The organism is Embleya sp. NPDC059213 (assembly GCF_042754445.1).
In the GTDB taxonomy this organism is placed as follows: domain Bacteria; phylum Actinomycetota; class Actinomycetes; order Streptomycetales; family Streptomycetaceae; genus Embleya.
In genome coordinates this window covers 1-14,930 of sequence record NZ_JBHZAV010000217.1, presented here as the reverse complement: position 1 = coordinate 14,930, position 14,930 = coordinate 1, and the positions used below count along the sequence as shown (strand labels likewise).

The following is a 14,930-nucleotide window of genomic DNA, read 5'->3' as shown; positions in this document are numbered from 1 at the left end:
ATGCCCAGGATGCGCAGTTCGGCGCCGACGGCTTCGCGGGTGGTCGTCTCGGGGAGTCCGCTGGGGTGGGTGGCGTCGAGGAGGCTGTCGGCGAGCGGGAGTTGTCCGTCGCCGACCGTGCGGGTGCGGCGGTGGAGTTCGGGGAGTTGCAGAAGCAGGTCGCGGCGGGTGAGGCGGCCGTCGTGAACGTGGTCGAGGGCGCCGATGCGGGCGAGGTGTTCGGCGGTGGGCAGGGTGGGGTGGGCGCGTTGCCACAGGTCCGTCAGGGAGGTGTAGGGGTGGCCGGCGGCGATGCGGGCGCATTCCTCGTCGGTGATGCCGCGCACCGCCGACAGCGCCAGGCGCACGCCCCAGGTTCCGTTGGCGGCCTGTTCGAGGGTGTGGTGGGGGTGGGAGTGGTTGACGTCGACGGACTGGATCGGCACGCCGTGGCGGCGGGCGTCGGCGACGATCACCCGGCGCGGCCACATCCCCGGGTCGTGCTCGAGTAGGCCGGCGTACAACGCGGCGGGATGATGCGCCTTGAGCCACGCGGACTGGAGCGCGGGGACGGCGAACGCCACAGCGTGTGCCCGGCAGAATCCGTAGGATCCGAAACTCTCGACCACCCGCCACACCTCGTCGCGGACGTCGGGGGCGTAGCGGCGGGCGGTGGCGTGTTCGTGGAACCACGCGCGGACCTGTGGCATGCGTTCGCGGTCGGCCAGGGCGCGGCGGGCGACGTCGGCCAGGGCCAGGTCGCAGCCGGTCATGGTGGCCAGGAGGCCCATGATCTGTTCGTGCCAGATCGTGACGCCGTACGTGTCGGCGAGTACGGGTTCGAGGTCGGGGTGGGGGTAGGTGGGGGCGGTGCCGTGGCGGGCGGCGATGTAGCGCTCGGGCGTGCCGCCGGCGACCGGCCCGGGGCGGAACAGCGAGATGTCCGCGATGACGTCCTGCACCCCCCTCGGCTGTAGCCGGCCGAGCAGGTCCTGCTGGCCGGGGGATTCGAGTTGGAACATGCCGATGGTGTCGGAGGATTGGATGAGCCTGAACGCGAAGAAGTCGTCGAGCGGCACCCGGGCGGGGTCGTCGAGGTCGATGTGTTCGCCGGTGGCGTGTTCGACCTCGGCCACCGCGTGTGCCATGGCCGACTGCATCCGCACCCCGAGCACGTCCAGCTTGATCAGTCCCAGGGCTTCGACCTCCTCCTTCGCGGCCTGGACCATCGGATAGCTCCCGCCCGGGGTGGGCTGCACCGGCAGGCGATCGAGGAGGGTGGCGTCGGTGATGATCACCCCGCAGGGGTGCATCGCCATCCCGCGCGGCAACGCGTCCAAACGCTCGGCGAGGGCGAACAGAGGCCCGTACCGGTCCGCTTCGGCCGCCAGGGGCCGTAGTTCGGGCAGTTCCGCCAGCGCGGCGGTGCCCCGGGCGCGGATGTGCGGGAAGGATTTCGCGATGCGGTCGATGTCGCCGGGGGCCAGGCCCAGGGCGAGGCCGGTGTCGCGCAGCGCGTGCCGGGCCCGGTAGGTCTCCGGCATCGCGGTGACCGCCACTCGCTGCGAACCGAACCGTTCGAAGATCTTGTCGTAGACCTCCAGCCTGCGCGCGGACTCCACGTCGAGGTCAACGTCCGGCAGCGCGGAGTGCCGCTCGGAGAGGAAACGCTCTTTACCGACCGGCGAGCTCACCGGGACGCGCTCAACCTGGGGCGATGCGTCGCGGTCGTGTCAGGGATGGCCTGCTTCCTTCTCGGATGTCGGGCCGCAGGTAGGCGCCCTGAGCCTCGCGGCCACCCGGCGTCACGGCATGCCCGCACCGTGACGCCCCGGCTGCACACTGCGGACGGGCTACGTCATCAACTCGATGTGCGGATGCTCGGGCTCCGCCGGGCAGACGAACAGGTGCTGCCGGTAGCCGCTGCCTATCTGGACACCGGTCGCGTTGTAGCCGCGGTGGCCGGGGTACGGTCCAGCACCTGGGTGGGGATGCGGAGACCAGCTGTTCCCGGCGTCGTCCCCTTCCTCGAACGTGGCGACGGTCATCAGGACCTCCATGCCGGTGCCGCACTCGGAGCAGGGCTGCGAGCTGGGGTCGGTGGAGTTCCAGGCGGGCCAGCCGCCGACCTTCCACCCGGGTGCGTTGGACAGCACACAGTCGTAGTACGTGTCCGGGTCCATGTCTTCCTCTGCCGCCTGCGGCACACTCCACTGCTTGAGCTGCTCCCGCAGTTCTTCGCTCAGCTCCAGATGGTCGGGGTACTCGGTGATCTGCTCCGGTTCGAGCACGCACGGTTCCGGTAGATAGCCGTCGAACTGCACTGCGGGCGGCTCGGGGGGCGTGTCGAGGATGTCGGTGACGGCGGCTGCCGAACGCCAGAAGAGCAGGGTCCTGGGCATGATCGGATGATCGAAGGGGCACCACAGAACCTGCAGCAGGTCCTTGCCCTCCGGCGGGCTCAGATCGGGCACATCCCGTACGTACAGCTGCGCGACGGGCAGCATCGCTATGGGGCCGTCGTACGCCTGGACCGCCAGCCTCACCGGATACGTCCGAGGGGGGCGGATCTGCTCGAGAGTCTCCCGTTCCTCCGGAGTCAGGTCCCGGCCGTGCGAGGCGGCGAAGATCCGTCGTTCCAGCCGCAGATCCGCCGGGGGCTGGGCTGGGTTGATGCCATCCACCACATGCGGTTCCTCGCAGTGCGGCCACGGCTCCTCGGCGGGCCACAGCAGCGGCCCGCCGATCGAGCTGTCGTGCCACGTCGGCGCCCCAGGGCGGGGGTGCAGGCGGGTCGCCGTGCGGGCCAGCGGAGCCAGTTGGGGAAAGACCGCGGCAACGTCGATCGGCCGTGGCGGAGTGACAGGAGTGACATTCATGGCCGCGATCTTGCCAATCGCCTCTGACGACGGCCCTCGTGGCCTCCCCACGAAGAGTTCAGGCACGGGCGCCACTCGGGAGAGCGCTACCGCCGGTCCGGTGCCGGCAGATGGCCCGCGAGCAGGTCCACGATCGCCGCGTGGATGTCCGTCCACGCGCGCGGTTCGTCGCCACGTACCACCTGGACAGGGACGACCTTGACGCGTCCATTCCGTCCGGGCCGCCGCCGGTCGGGAGATGGTCCATCACAATCTCCATCGGCAGGCCGTGGCCGAACCCCTTGAAGTTGAGCATCTCGCCGATGGTGAGGTACGCAGACGGCCCTGGTGCCGCCCCACGGGGGAGGGCGGCACCAGGGCCGATCTACGGATAACCGTAGCGCTGAAGTGCTGGTCAGGGGCGGCGAAGCGGCAAGCCGGGCTGTTCGCGTGAGGCGGGGACTTCGGGGGCGTACGACACGAGGTCGGGCACCGGCCTGCCGGTGGGCTGGGTGACGACGATGACCCGGCTGTCGTCCAGGCGGGCGGGGAGCGCCTCGTACGGACCGTCCGGCACCGCCTGCCGGTATGGCACCGTGCCCGGCCGCCGGGTGAGTCCGGCGATCAGCCAGACGAGCCGGGCCTTGGCGTCCCACCCGTACGAACCGGCCTCGTACGCGCGGGAGGCGGGGTACTCACACCAGTACGTGCAGGAACGGCGCCAGTTGTTCGCGAGTCCACACGTCGTCCAACACCAGCAGGGTCCGCGGACGCGCGTCCAGCAGGCGTCCCAGGTGCGTACCGGCCAGGTCCGGGTCGTCGAACGGAGTGGTGTCCCCGGTGATCAACCGGGTCGCGTCGGCGACCGCCGCCGCGATCGCCGCCCGCCCGCGCACGTCCCGCCCGATCGTCACGACGTACACGCGGCCCCGGAACCGGCGCCGCACCGCCCGATCCGCGCACACCACCCGCGCCAGCGTCGTCTTCCCGAACCCCCCGGCGCCGTGCACACCCGTCGTGATGCCGACCGTGGCGCGCCCGGCCGCACACACCGCCGCGACCACCTCCGCACCCTGCTCGCGCGCCACCCACCAGTCCTCCACCGGCGGCGGCGGGTCCCCCGCGTCTGCGGACGGCCGCTGCACCAGCGGCACCACCAGCGTCAACACGGCGCCCACCACGATCAACACGCCCAGCGCCGGCCACGGATACTCGCGCAACACGTCCAAACCCCAAGGCCAATGCGCCTGTTCCGCGGCCGGCCCGCCCAACACCCCGCCCAGGGCCGCCACCACGGCCCCGACCACGACCAGACCCCCACCCACCACGTTCCGCGTGCCCTCGACGACCCACCCCCGCCGAGAGGCTATCCACGCACCCACGGGACCACCGCGCCTTTCGAGCCGAAAGACCACGCCCTCCGGCGTCGCCGGCTGCGGAATCGCGTTCGGCGCGCGAGCGAGCGACGTGTCTCCCAGCCCCTCCGGTCCGAACAGGCCGCAACCAAAGGGCCTTCGCTCCGATGCGCGATTCCCCCGGGCGGGCCGCGGCGTCGAATCGCCCATCGCGTCGATGGTCGGCGGGCGAATCGCCGCACGAGCGCGGACCGTCGAAAGAAGTTGGTCTCGATGTTCCCAAACCTCGTCCCGAACGCCCACTGACAGGTGAGGCGCCGCGACCGGGACAGTCCCGGTGAGCGAAGCCGTCTCGTGAAAGGGCGTCACCTCATGGACCCGTTCGTCATGGCCCTCACCGCACTCGGTGCCGTCGTCTCCCTCGTGGGACATGTCGTGCGCGGTCACTACCGGGCGCAGCACGCCCGCGAACAGACTCTGCGCCATCATGTGCGTCTGCTGCCCGAGGGCAGCACGATGGTCGACGTGCGCGCGGGGGTCGTCCTGCGGGTCGGGGCAGACCGGGCGAGCCGATGACGAACCCGTGCGACGGATCCCGGGAGGGCGCTCCCCGGAAGCGCTCCTCCTCGTCGGAGGAGTCGAGGAGCCGCAGTCCGCGCTCCCAGGATTCGCGGGCTTCCTCGTTCGGGTCCGCCGCGCGGGGGTCACGACCGATTCCTCACTCTCTCGGGAGGCCGGCGGTGTGCGAACCCTTCACGATGACACCTGGGGCTGTCGAGCCGGTTGCACACACTGGCCCGGGAAGGGTACCGGCGGCGGTCGACGTGTCACTCGGGCCGGCGCCACTGCGGCACATCGGCGACCCGGCCTCGCGGCGGGCGACGGCCCACCGCACGCCCGGGGCGGTGTGATCGGTCGAACCGGTCGCGGCTTCCGGGAGGTCGTCGCGGATCGGCGCGGCGGCCTCGGCGCCGGCGTGGGTGCCCAGGTGGAGAGGTCCCTCTTCCGGCCACGGCACCGGCACGAACCGCGTCGCAGCGCAGGCCTGATCGCGAGTTTCCGCCGTACGTCGAGTCGGCCGCCGGGGGGGCACCGAGCCGGTCGGCCACGGCCGCGAGGGATTCGGCCACCGACAACTCGAGACAGCGCCGTGCGAGGACACACGCTCCGATCCCCTGATTTCGATCTCCCGGTCCTCGACGACCCCAAGGGTGGAGTCTGCATGGGTACGCCGCAGAGCGCGGCCGTTTCGGAACCTGCGCCACCGCGGGGTTCGCGAGCTGCTCCTCGAACTCCGCACGCTCCGGCGGGCCCGGCCGCTCACGAGACTTCGCGATCGTCCCCGGCCCACCCGTCCCGCGTCGTCACGCCTCCCGATCCGTCGGTTGCTCCCGGTCCGCCCGCCCCACACACCCCACGTCCGACGCTCCACCGCATGGACTGCGAAACCGACATCGGCACGAGCCCCCGCCCGCGGTGCTCGGGAGGGTCCGTACGAAACCCGATGGCCGCCTTCCGCACGGTGTGCCTATCGTCGGCGGCATGACACACGAACCCGGGCAACCGACGACCTTGACGCCCGAGATGGCCGCTCAGGTGCGTGTGTGGCGCGTCGACGAGGAGTACACCTTCCGCGCCGTGGCCCGGGCCGCGACCGACCTGTGGGGCTCCACATGGGGCAGCAACCGGCACTACGGCATGGACCTGTGCATCACCGCAGCCGAAATGTTCGGAGAAGACCCCCAAGCCGATCCCTGGAACCGACACCCACCCACGAGGAACGGGACACTTGTCGCGGGGACGCCGCGAGCGGGCCGGGGCGATCCGGCGGACTTCGGCCCTGGGGTGGGCGGGCATTCATGACGGATTCGGCCGAGGAGCGACGCGACCGCGAGATCCTCGAAGAGATCATGATCGGCATGACCCGCGGGGAACTGCCCGAGGTGACCTGCAGGGTGTGCGGGAGCCCGATCCGGTACGCGGGCGTCTTTCGCGACGACGAGCGGGTCATCAGCCTGCGCACCGTATGTTCCTGCGGACATTCGAGCGGTGCCATCAGAGGCATCTGAAGCCACGCGAACCATGTATCCGTACGCGGCGTCGGGAACGTGACGACGGCCCCGGCATACGCCGCACCACACACCGGCCCGCGCCGGGCAGGTTCCGGCCGGCGTGAGGACCGCCGTCGACGCCCGACCCGTGGCACAGGCCCGTGAGGGGATCGATCGCCGGATCCCTTGCACACCAGGACCACCTCGCCTCGCCACCGGGACCCGGCGGGACGAGGTCGACCGGGGCGATCCGATCGCGAGCCGCGGGTGTCGGCAGTGCGGCACGGCGCAGGGGGTTTCGTGTACGGCCGTGGTCATCGCCGGCGCTCGGTCGGGGCTTCAGCGTGGCGGCTCGTCGCACCACAGGCGCGTCGTCGGCACGAGCGCCGGCGGGGGGCTCGTGTGCAACAGAACGGCCAGGGCCTCCTCGACGCGGCCGAGGTCAACGAGGTGACAGGCGAGGTCGTGGCTGTTCCCGGGGTCGTGCCCCTGGAGGACGGTGACGGCCTCCTCGGTGCGCCCGGCGCCGGCGAGCAGGCGTGCGATGTCCTCCGCCGCGTACCAGGTGTCGCCCTCGGGGTGGGCGCGGGCGTGTGCGACCGCCTCGTCGATGCCTCCGCAGGCTGCGATCAGCGGCAACCGGATCCGGTACAGCTCCCACTCGTCCTCGCCCCCGCGTCGAGCCCGGAGGGCATCGAGATGGGCCAAGCCGTCGGCGGGGCGGCCCCGGTCCAGGCACAGCTCGGCCAAGGCGTGGAGAATCCAGTCGTCGCCCGGGCGGGCATCCGCCCGGGCGCGCATCACGGCGATCGCCTCCTCTGCCCGTCCGTGCCGGGTCAAGAACTGCGCGAAATCGTAGGCCGCGTTCGGGTCCCGGGCCGCGGGGCCGTCGATCGGTCCGTACACGGCGATCGCCCCGTCCACGTCGCCGCCCTCCTCCAGCACCTCCATCAACCGCCCCACGGCCTCCTGATGCCCGTCCGACGCGGCGTAGGCGCGTAGTTCCCCGACCCGGCCGTGTCGGGCCAACAGGTCGGCGAGTTCGTCTCGGCCGTTCACCGAGACGATCCGCCGGCGGTGGAGCAGGGCGACGGCCTCGTCGATGTGGCCCTGGCGTTCGCGGATCGTCGCGAGCAGGCTCAACGCCGTGTCGGGGTCGAGGCCGCGGCAGCACCACGGGCCGTCGCAGCGGTGGTCGGCCCGAATCCGGCCGGCGAGCAACGCGGCGGCCTCCTCGTCGCGGCCCGCGACGACGGCGACGTCGACCAGGGCAGTGGCGATCACCCGGTCGTCGACATGCGGCACGAGCAGGTCGAACGCCTCCCCGGCGCGGCCGTGCCGGGCGAGCAGCCTCGTGTAGGCGTCCAGGGCTTGGGGGTGTCCGGCCTCCATGCGCTTTCGGGTGATGTCGATCGCCTCGTCGACGCGGCCCCAGCCCTCCAGCAACCCGGCCGCGCCGACGACGGCCGTCCACCGGCCCGTTGCCACATACGGGGCCAGGACCTCCCACGCGTCGGCCTCCCGGCCCCGATCAGCCAGTGCCCGTGCCCACGCCAACGCGCAGAACCACTGGCCGCGTCCGGCCTGCGCCTCCACCACGTCGGCAAGGCCTCGTTCGAGCAGCCTCGAGGCCAGCGCCGGCGGAATGCAGCCGGACTGTGTCCGGGCCCGGGAGTCGAGATCGGTGGCGTCCACGACGGGGCACCATAGCGCCCGCCCCCGACACCGGACCGACACCACCGAGCGGATGGGTGCAGGCCGTCGAGGGTCGGTGACCGCTCTCGACGACATCACGACCCCGGCGGGCCCGGGAGGGAACGGGGTCGTGTCGGGCCGCTCGGGTAGCGTCCCGAGTCCCGCGACGGTCGACCATGCGAAGGAGCCGAGCCGTGAGTACCGACAGCGTCGAGTGGTTGCAGGACTCCTACTTCGTCGAGTTCGGCTACTGCGTGACGTTCGCGCGCCGGTTGTCGGCGACGGAGTTGTTGCGGCGCATGGGCTGCGACACGGCGAACACCGCCCGCAAGGGCGTGGTCGACGCGAACCACCGGATCGAGGACGTCGCCGAGGAGTTCGGCCATCGGGCCGTCGCGGACAGGGAGGGGGTGATCCGGGCCGGCGAGGCCGACGGTTGGGCGTTCGCCGTCGAGGATGCCGGCAGCCGCGGCACCCACCACGACATCCTCGCCGCCGTATCGACCGGCACGACGGCCCTGTGCACCTTCTGGAACATCAACGCGCTCACGATGTTCCATTACGCGCAGTCCGGGGTCGTAGTGTGCGGGTTCGACCGGCCCCGGGACCGCCGGGGCCCCGACCCGGACCGGCTGGTTCCGCACCTGACCCGCGCGGGTCTGCTGCTGCCCGACGGAACCCAGCCCGACCTCGGCATCGACGAACGACAACGATTCCTCCACCGCATGACGCACACCGAGTTCGGCACCACACTGCCCCGCGAGGACGTCGAGTACGGCGAACTCCTCGCCGCGATGTACTGAACCCGGGCACCCGGGCCCGGGAACAAGACCCGCGTGCCCTCCTCGGGCCGGTGGGCGGGACACGGAAACGAAGGACGCCACCCGGACAGCCGGGCTTCGGGGTCGACGAACCGGCCGGCCGCCCCCGACACGGCGGAACACTCCGACGTCCCGACCGGACGAACACGAAAAGAATTCAGAACACGGGTCGCTCCGGTCGCTCCCTCGGCGTCCACGGGCCGGGCTCGGCCGCCGTCGTGCGAACGTCCCCGACGCGCGGCGACGGTCGAGGATCACCGCCGCAGCTCCCGGCCCGACACACGACGAACACCGCGTCCCGGGCCGCGACTTCGGCATCGCACCGGGCGCGCTCCGCGGCATTGCGGCGGCACGCGGTGCGTCGAGGTCGTACTCCCGCGCGTCGGAGACGTCGGGGATGTGCAGGGCTCGCGCGCCGGCGGGCGCGGGTTCAGGCGTCGCGCCACGCCTGCCGGAAGCGTTCGCGATCGGCCGGGTCGTCGTCGGGTCGGGTGGAGAGCAGGACGCGCCAGGCGGTGAGTTCGACGTCGCGCAACCACGCCTCGCCCAGGATCACGGCCTCGGAGCCACCGCGATCGAGGGCCTCGACCAGAGCCCGCCCCACGACGCGCGCCGTGGCGCTGCGGCGGTCGCCGGCGACCCCGGCCAGGAAGGACAGGATCTGCCCGGCCAACCCGGCGCCGTCGCCGGACAGCGCGCGCAGGACCAAGCCCTTGACGTTGGCCGGCAACAGATGGGGATCGTCGGACGCCTTCCACAACCGCACCCAGAAGTCGTCGGGGCCGCCCGGTTCGGGAAGCACCGCCCACAGCGTCAACAGATGCGCGCCGGCGGCGTAGGAGGAGGAGTGGGCCGCGGCGAGGGCGGCGACGTCGCACACGCCGCGGACGTCGAGATCGGCGGCGGGAAAGTCGCCGGGCAGATTCAACCGCCCGAGCAGGTGCGGCAGCAGGGCCTCGGTCGTGTGGGGACGGTGATCGGGCAGCATCCGGACTCCCGTGGGTCGGATACGGGCGGCACCGGCGCGCTCGGCGCCGGTCGTGTCGATCCTCGCAACCACCGTGCGACCACCGCGGCGACGTTGGCGGGCCTTGGCCGGGAACAGAGCACGAACGCCGCGTTGTCGCTCCCCGGGCATCGGCGTGACCATCGGTGGAGGGGGTCCGCGACGCGTTGCCGGGCGTGCACACCGAGTCGGCGGCCCGTGGTCCGCCCGTCCCGGCGCCGACCGTCGGCTACCGCGGACGGTAGGAGCTCGCGATCTCCCAGACCCAGACCGCCATCACGACCAGACCGACGACCCACGCCGGCACCGCGCCGTAGCGCACGGCCCGCACCCGGGCGAGGATCGCGGCCGTCCCGGCGACGGCCAGGACCGGCCCGCCGAACCACGGGATCCGCCAGCACAGTGCCTGGCCTCGGGTCGTGCAGATCAGACCGTCCGCGGCCGAACCACACGGATCGCTCCCCATCGCCCCCAGCGGCAGAACCAGCATCAACAGCCCGGTCGCCACCCACAACACCACCAGCGCCGACGCCGTCAGCACGCCCCGACCCCCGCCGCCCGTCCCCGGCGCCCGGGTCCCGCCCACCGCATCGCGCCGCCCCGCCGTCCTCGTCGTCATGCACCCACCCTGCCGGGGCGGGAGAGCGCACCCACAGGGACGACGTACTCGACCGGACGTGTCCACGTACTCAACCGCCGGGCGCGTACGGGTTCGAAGCGGGCCCGGCGAGGTGTGTTCCCGACCGGGTTCCATCGTCTCGAACACAGGACCCACGGCGGACAGGACCCGGCGGAGGTGGGCTCGGGAGCCGGGGTGGGTCAGGCCAGGTGGACGGTCCCGAGAGGGACGGCGTCGACCAGGCGGTGGAGGGGGCCGATCAGGTCGCCGGAGAGTGCGATCCGGTGGTGGGGTTCGAGCGCGTCGGTGACCTCGAGGACGGGCCGGGCTCCACGGAGGCGGGCGACCCGGTACCCGTTGCCGTCGATGTCGACCGCCACGACCCGGCGCAGCTCGATCCGGTCGTCGCGCTCGTGGAACAGCCGCTCTGCGGCCGCCCGTGACTCCTCCATCGCCTCGTCGAGCGCCGCGTTCGGAACCGACCACGCTTCGCACATGAACGCGAGGCCGGCGAAGCCGTCCGGGGAGTCCGCGACGCGCCGTGCCGGGCGCTGTCGAGCACGGGTTGCCGCAGACCCCACCCGGCCGGGACGTCGGCCGGGTTCCGGTCCCGGCTGTCGCGCCACCGTCGGGAGGGGACCACGCGTAGCTCGATCGCGCCGACGTCCATGGCCGGCTGGTGAAGACCCCACAGCGTCGGCTCGCGGGGGGCGCCGATATCCCGGCGGACGCCGCCCGCGGGCGGGTAGCGTCGCGGGATGACTCGATTGCGCATGGTCGCCCCGGCCGTCGCAGCCGCCGCGTTCCTCCTGGCAGGCTGCTCCGACCACGACGGGCCCCACGCCCCGGACCCGAACGCCACGCCCGTGTACCGATCCAACATCTACTACTACGGGGGTCCCTCCCCCGGGTTCGCATGGCACTCCCCGACGCCACGATGACCACGGCAATTCCGCGACTGCCGGGCACGCCACCCGACACGGGACCCGACCGACGCCTCGAGATCGCGTCAGGCACCGGGGGCGTCAATCCCCGCACGGCGGTGTTCCTCACGGCGCCTCGGCCCGTGCAACGCGCAGGTTCCCCATCGGCGGGGCTGGCGTGGCACACCGCGCGGGCGGCCGGGATCGTCGGGCTCGGCGCGCGGTCCGGGGAGTCCTGGAACGACGATGCCCGGGCCCACGGCGTACCGCACCCGAGGATCGCGACGGGCCGTCCCCCGCGCGCCGGGCTCCCGCCCCCTGGGCCGGCCCGGGAACGGGAACACCCTCGGCGACGGGAACGGCGCGGCCGCATCCCGCGGTCAGGCCGCGTGCTCGAGGGACGACGCCGGACGCGCCGCCGCGGTCACCGGCCGGCCGGAGGCCACCAGCCGGCTCCGGACGAAGATCGTGGCCACCCGGGTGACGACCTCGGTGAGCGCCATCAGCACGAACGCCGAGACCCACGCCTGGTCGGTGGTGATGTCGTGGGCGAGGCTGAAGTGGGCGACGTGGTCGGCGCCGCCGTGGTCGACCCAGATCTGGAAGCCCATCCGAGCGCCCATGCCCAGCACCCACAACACCGCCGAGACCGCACCGGCCTTGATCAGCAGATGCCCGCCCGCGGAACGAATCCGGGTGAAGACACCGCCGGCGACGCCGAGCGCCGCGCCGAGCGCCATCAGCGTGCCGATCAGCACCGTGTCGTTGCCGGCGGTGGGGATCGAGTGGAGGTACTCGGACCCCACGAACGCCACGATGCCCAGCGGGAGGAGGAAGGTCTTGCGGTCCAGCCGCCCTTCCCGCAACTGCCGGAAGACGACGAGGACGAGGACGATGTCGGTGATCCAGTCGGCGTGTGTCATGTCCCCAGACTGTCGCCGCCGCCTTTCTCGCACCTGGACCCACGGGTGGAACAACGGGTGGAGACGCGGGTGGACCCCCACGACCACCCCCGCGCCCCGGCAACCGCTCGGGGCGGCCCGAGGCCACCGAACGCATCGCGACGGCCACGACCATCCACGCTCCGGGGACTCCCTCCGGGGAACGGCGGGCGCTGCCGGACCGGGTGTCGGCGCCCGGGACGGAGACCACCGCCTGCGTCCGCACCGACGACTTCGCCGGGTGCCGCGACACCGGTCCCGGCACGAGCACTCGTCACCGCCGCGGGGCGGGTCGATCGACGGGGACCCCGTCCCGGCGCAGGGGTCGTCCCAGGATGTGGTGCATGTCCTGTTCGATCGCGTCCAGGAGTTCCGCGCCGAATACGCAGAAGGTGTGTTCCCAGGGGTGTCCGAAGGTGCCGAATCGCAGGTCCTCCGCGAGGAAGACGTGGTAGTCCCCGTCGGGGTACGGGCCGAACGGCCAACCCTCGCGCGAGCGCCCCTCGAGCACGCGCGGCAGGAACATGTCGGTCTCCGGGACGTCCGGACGCAGCCTGTGGCAGGTGTGCTGCCAGTCCAGGAGCCACAGCGACTCCCCCGGCCCGCAACGGGTGGCGAGCCCGTCCTGGACGACGTCGACCAGACGGTCGAGGTTGCGGTCGCCGGGGTCGTCGCGCAACGCGTCCAGGCTCCACGTGATCGACGGCGAGGGCTCCGTGATCCCGGGAAACTCGCACACGCTGGGCCTGAAGGCAAAGCGGGCGTCGAAACGGTCCCAGACATCGGTGTACTCGGGGCCGGACAGCAGGCGCAGGCGTTCGACCGTCACCCGGCGAACCTATCGTCACGCGGCCCGCACGCCCCCGGCGCCCAGGCCGGTCATCCCCCGACGGGGTCACACGAGGCACAGGCGCCATCGGCCGGCGCCGGTAGCCCGGGACCTCGACGTCCGGGCGTGGTCCTTCGCGGGCCGGGCACCCGGGTGCTGCGGGTCGGGTTCGAGGTATCGCGGCTCGGCAAGGGCGCGTTCGCCGTGGGGCGGAAACGCCATCACCGCGTACGGCGGACGAGTGTCCACGGCCGCCGGGACGGCGGTGCCGCGCGCGTAAAGACCGTCCGCCGGTTCTCGCGCGCGGAGCGCACAGCGCTCAGTCGTGGATCGCCCAGGCCTCCGGCGGCAGCCAGTGGGGAAGGTCGTCGAGTGCCTCGACGGGGTAGAGGATCGGCCGGGTGAGGAGGCGGTCCCCCTCCCGTTGCACGTTGATCGTCACGCCCAACGACTCGGAGGAGGGAACACCCGCGCTCATGTACGCGAGTTCGGTGTACGGCGGGCGGGTCTCGGCGCGATCGAGCATCCATTGCTCGAGGACGGAGGGCACGCGGCCGACCAGCGCCGTGCCGTCCGCGAGGACCTGTGGTCCGCACAAGGCGTCGACCGCGACACCCGCGAGCCGCTCACCCCGGTAGTACAGGCGCAGACCGAACTCCCGATACCACCCCTCCTCGACCGTGTGGACGCTCGCGCCCGCCGGACAACCACGCCTGTACCGCTCGGTTTCCGCGGTGACCTCGCTCATCGCGTCCGCGACCTCGTCGGGGCCCATGCCGAAGCGCAGCGGCCCGACACCCACGAACGGCTCCAGCACCCACGCCCGCCGCTCCTCGTCGGGCAACACATGCCACCACCCCTCGAACACGATCACGGAACCTACAGGTGCCCACGGACATGGCCACGACGCCGCGGACCGTCGGCGCGGGGCGGCGGGGATGTGCCGCCGGCGCGCCACACGTGCCGGAGGTGGTCGGTGAGCGTGTCGACGACGGCGTCGCGGCCGTCGCGGCAGGCCAGGACGAAGTCGACGTCGGCGTAGCCGTTCTCGACTCCGTCCTCGGTGTTGAAGACGACGCTCGTGACGTGCGCGGGGAGTTGTGGAAGGAACCAGGTGGTCCACGCCTCGGCGGCGGCGCGGGCGTCGCAGATGCGGATGCCCAGCGACGGCGGACGCGGGGTGTAGGAGCCCTGGAACAGCCACGGTCCGATGGGGAACCACACCTCGAGGAGAGACTCTCCGCGAAAGCCCTCCCCGGCCCTCCAACGGGCGTCGGGTCGTTGTTCGAGGGAGGCGATGACCTGCTCGACGGCGAGGTCCCACGGTTGGTCCGGGGCCGGGGCGAAATACCAGGGGGTGGCGTAGCCGGCGGGGTCCGTCGTCACGAGGTCGTCCTTCCGGATTCGGCCGAGGCGCGAGCGTGGCGGCCGGTATGGATCGAACAGGGCCGCCCCGCGGGCTCGGTCCGGGTTCGTGTCTAGGTTCCGGTGGCGTCGAGGGGGTGTGATTGGGCCAGTCCGCCGGTGAGGACGGTGGCCGGCGCGTCGGGTGCGGCGGGGACCCGGATCAGGACGCAGGCGAGGAATGTTTCCTTGACGGTGGTGAAGGGCCCGCTCCGGCCCGGGAACGCGATGGTCGTGGGCGCGGTGGCGGTCAGGTGTGCCTCGGGTATCAACGCCTTGGCCTCGATCGTCTTGTCCAGGACGCAGGGAACCAGGCGATCGCCGGTGGCGGTCCGGAACGTCTGCCGGACCACGGGGCGGGCGGTGACGGTGGTGGTCTGCGACATCCGCTCGTCCCGGTGGGCGTCGTCCTCGATCCGCTTGCGCAGGTCGGTGGTGTGACTGCCCCG

At 72.3% G+C, this 14,930-nt stretch carries 16 protein-coding genes and 1 pseudogene; 4 read left to right on the top strand and 13 right to left on the bottom strand.

The genetic code is table 11. The features are described from left to right. From ACFXMF_RS41710 to ACFXMF_RS41695, 4 genes and pseudogenes are all read right to left on the bottom strand, one after another. A pseudogene (locus ACFXMF_RS41710) lies at positions 1 to 1,652 on the bottom strand (DNA polymerase III subunit alpha); the annotation flags it as partial. A 180-nt stretch (positions 1,653 to 1,832) separates the two neighbouring features. Then, positions 1,833 to 2,858 carry a hypothetical protein gene (locus ACFXMF_RS41705; protein WP_379992763.1) on the bottom strand — a complete coding sequence of 342 codons (1,026 nt, stop codon included), beginning with the start codon at positions 2,856 to 2,858 and terminating at the stop codon, positions 1,833 to 1,835. A 394-nt stretch (positions 2,859 to 3,252) separates the two neighbouring features. Beyond that, positions 3,253 to 3,414 carry a hypothetical protein gene (locus tag ACFXMF_RS41700; RefSeq protein ID WP_379992707.1) on the bottom strand — a complete coding sequence of 54 codons (162 nt, stop codon included), beginning with the start codon at positions 3,412 to 3,414 and terminating at the stop codon, positions 3,253 to 3,255. Between the two features lie 118 nt (positions 3,415 to 3,532). Further along, a complete protein-coding gene (locus tag ACFXMF_RS41695) occupies positions 3,533 to 4,219 on the bottom strand; it encodes an NB-ARC domain-containing protein (RefSeq protein WP_379992706.1) in 687 nt (228 codons plus the stop codon). 345 nt (positions 4,220 to 4,564) lie between these two features. On the opposite strand from ACFXMF_RS41695, the gene ACFXMF_RS41690 reads away from it, so the two are divergent. The 3 genes from ACFXMF_RS41690 to ACFXMF_RS41680 all read left to right on the top strand — a co-directional run bounded on the left by ACFXMF_RS41690 (position 4,565) and on the right by ACFXMF_RS41680 (position 6,261). Then, a complete protein-coding gene (locus ACFXMF_RS41690) occupies positions 4,565 to 4,768 on the top strand; it encodes a hypothetical protein (protein WP_379992705.1) in 204 nt (67 codons plus the stop codon). 966 nt (positions 4,769 to 5,734) lie between these two features. Further along, positions 5,735 to 6,055 carry a hypothetical protein gene (locus tag ACFXMF_RS41685; RefSeq protein ID WP_379992704.1) on the top strand — a complete coding sequence of 107 codons (321 nt, stop codon included), beginning with the start codon at positions 5,735 to 5,737 and terminating at the stop codon, positions 6,053 to 6,055. Then, positions 6,052 to 6,261: a hypothetical protein gene (locus ACFXMF_RS41680; protein WP_379992703.1), complete on the top strand. Its 210-nt coding sequence runs from the start codon at positions 6,052 to 6,054 to the stop codon at positions 6,259 to 6,261. The genes ACFXMF_RS41685 and ACFXMF_RS41680 overlap by 4 nt, the downstream gene beginning before the upstream one ends. A 321-nt stretch (positions 6,262 to 6,582) precedes the next feature. Here ACFXMF_RS41680 and ACFXMF_RS41675 read toward each other — a convergent pair whose 3' ends face one another. After that, entirely contained in the window at positions 6,583 to 7,938 is a 1,356-nt protein-coding gene (locus ACFXMF_RS41675) for a hypothetical protein (protein WP_380017833.1), read from the bottom strand. Between the two features lie 194 nt (positions 7,939 to 8,132). On the opposite strand from ACFXMF_RS41675, the gene ACFXMF_RS41670 reads away from it, so the two are divergent. Next, the gene (locus tag ACFXMF_RS41670) at positions 8,133 to 8,741 is read left to right on the top strand and encodes a DUF6461 domain-containing protein (protein ID WP_379991051.1); all 609 of its coding nucleotides are present in this window, start codon (positions 8,133 to 8,135) and stop codon (positions 8,739 to 8,741) included. Between the two features lie 448 nt (positions 8,742 to 9,189). Here ACFXMF_RS41670 and ACFXMF_RS41665 read toward each other — a convergent pair whose 3' ends face one another. The 8 genes from ACFXMF_RS41665 to ACFXMF_RS41630 all read right to left on the bottom strand — a co-directional run. After that, a complete protein-coding gene (locus tag ACFXMF_RS41665; protein WP_379991052.1) occupies positions 9,190 to 9,747 on the bottom strand; it encodes a hypothetical protein in 558 nt (185 codons plus the stop codon). 247 nt (positions 9,748 to 9,994) lie between these two features. Beyond that, on the bottom strand, positions 9,995 to 10,384 hold the full coding sequence (locus ACFXMF_RS41660) for a hypothetical protein (protein ID WP_379991053.1): 390 nt from the start codon (positions 10,382 to 10,384) through the stop codon (positions 9,995 to 9,997). A 200-nt stretch (positions 10,385 to 10,584) separates the two neighbouring features. Next, positions 10,585 to 10,881 carry a hypothetical protein gene (locus ACFXMF_RS41655; protein ID WP_379991054.1) on the bottom strand — a complete coding sequence of 99 codons (297 nt, stop codon included), beginning with the start codon at positions 10,879 to 10,881 and terminating at the stop codon, positions 10,585 to 10,587. 806 nt (positions 10,882 to 11,687) lie between these two features. Further along, a complete protein-coding gene (locus ACFXMF_RS41650) occupies positions 11,688 to 12,230 on the bottom strand; it encodes a hypothetical protein (protein ID WP_360320059.1) in 543 nt (180 codons plus the stop codon). A 292-nt stretch (positions 12,231 to 12,522) separates the two neighbouring features. Then, on the bottom strand, positions 12,523 to 13,077 hold the full coding sequence (locus tag ACFXMF_RS41645; RefSeq protein WP_379991055.1) for a DUF2716 domain-containing protein: 555 nt from the start codon (positions 13,075 to 13,077) through the stop codon (positions 12,523 to 12,525). 319 nt (positions 13,078 to 13,396) lie between these two features. Beyond that, entirely contained in the window at positions 13,397 to 13,951 is a 555-nt protein-coding gene (locus ACFXMF_RS41640) for a hypothetical protein (protein WP_379991056.1), read from the bottom strand. A gap of 5 nt (positions 13,952 to 13,956) precedes the next feature. Next, positions 13,957 to 14,463, bottom strand: coding sequence for a hypothetical protein (locus tag ACFXMF_RS41635; protein WP_379991057.1), 507 nt, complete (start codon positions 14,461 to 14,463; stop codon positions 13,957 to 13,959). A gap of 92 nt (positions 14,464 to 14,555) precedes the next feature. After that, a partial coding sequence (locus ACFXMF_RS41630; protein ID WP_380021101.1) for a hypothetical protein occupies positions 14,556 to 14,930 on the bottom strand: 375 nt, incomplete at its 5' end.

What these genes read in the sequence shown, in the direction of transcription:
- ACFXMF_RS41705 (WP_379992763.1), bottom strand. Translation starts at nt 2,858, where the DNA reads ATGAATGTCACTCCTGTCACTCCGCCACGGCCGATCGACGTTGCCGCG.
- ACFXMF_RS41690 (WP_379992705.1), top strand. Translation starts at nt 4,565, where the DNA reads ATGGACCCGTTCGTCATGGCCCTCACCGCACTCGGTGCCGTCGTCTCC.
- ACFXMF_RS41685 (WP_379992704.1), top strand. Translation starts at nt 5,735, where the DNA reads ATGACACACGAACCCGGGCAACCGACGACCTTGACGCCCGAGATGGCC.
- ACFXMF_RS41680 (WP_379992703.1), top strand. Translation starts at nt 6,052, where the DNA reads ATGACGGATTCGGCCGAGGAGCGACGCGACCGCGAGATCCTCGAAGAG.
- ACFXMF_RS41665 (WP_379991052.1), bottom strand. Translation starts at nt 9,747, where the DNA reads ATGCTGCCCGATCACCGTCCCCACACGACCGAGGCCCTGCTGCCGCAC.
- ACFXMF_RS41660 (WP_379991053.1), bottom strand. Translation starts at nt 10,384, where the DNA reads ATGACGACGAGGACGGCGGGGCGGCGCGATGCGGTGGGCGGGACCCGG.
- ACFXMF_RS41655 (WP_379991054.1), bottom strand. Translation starts at nt 10,881, where the DNA reads ATGTGCGAAGCGTGGTCGGTTCCGAACGCGGCGCTCGACGAGGCGATG.
- ACFXMF_RS41650 (WP_360320059.1), bottom strand. Translation starts at nt 12,230, where the DNA reads ATGACACACGCCGACTGGATCACCGACATCGTCCTCGTCCTCGTCGTC.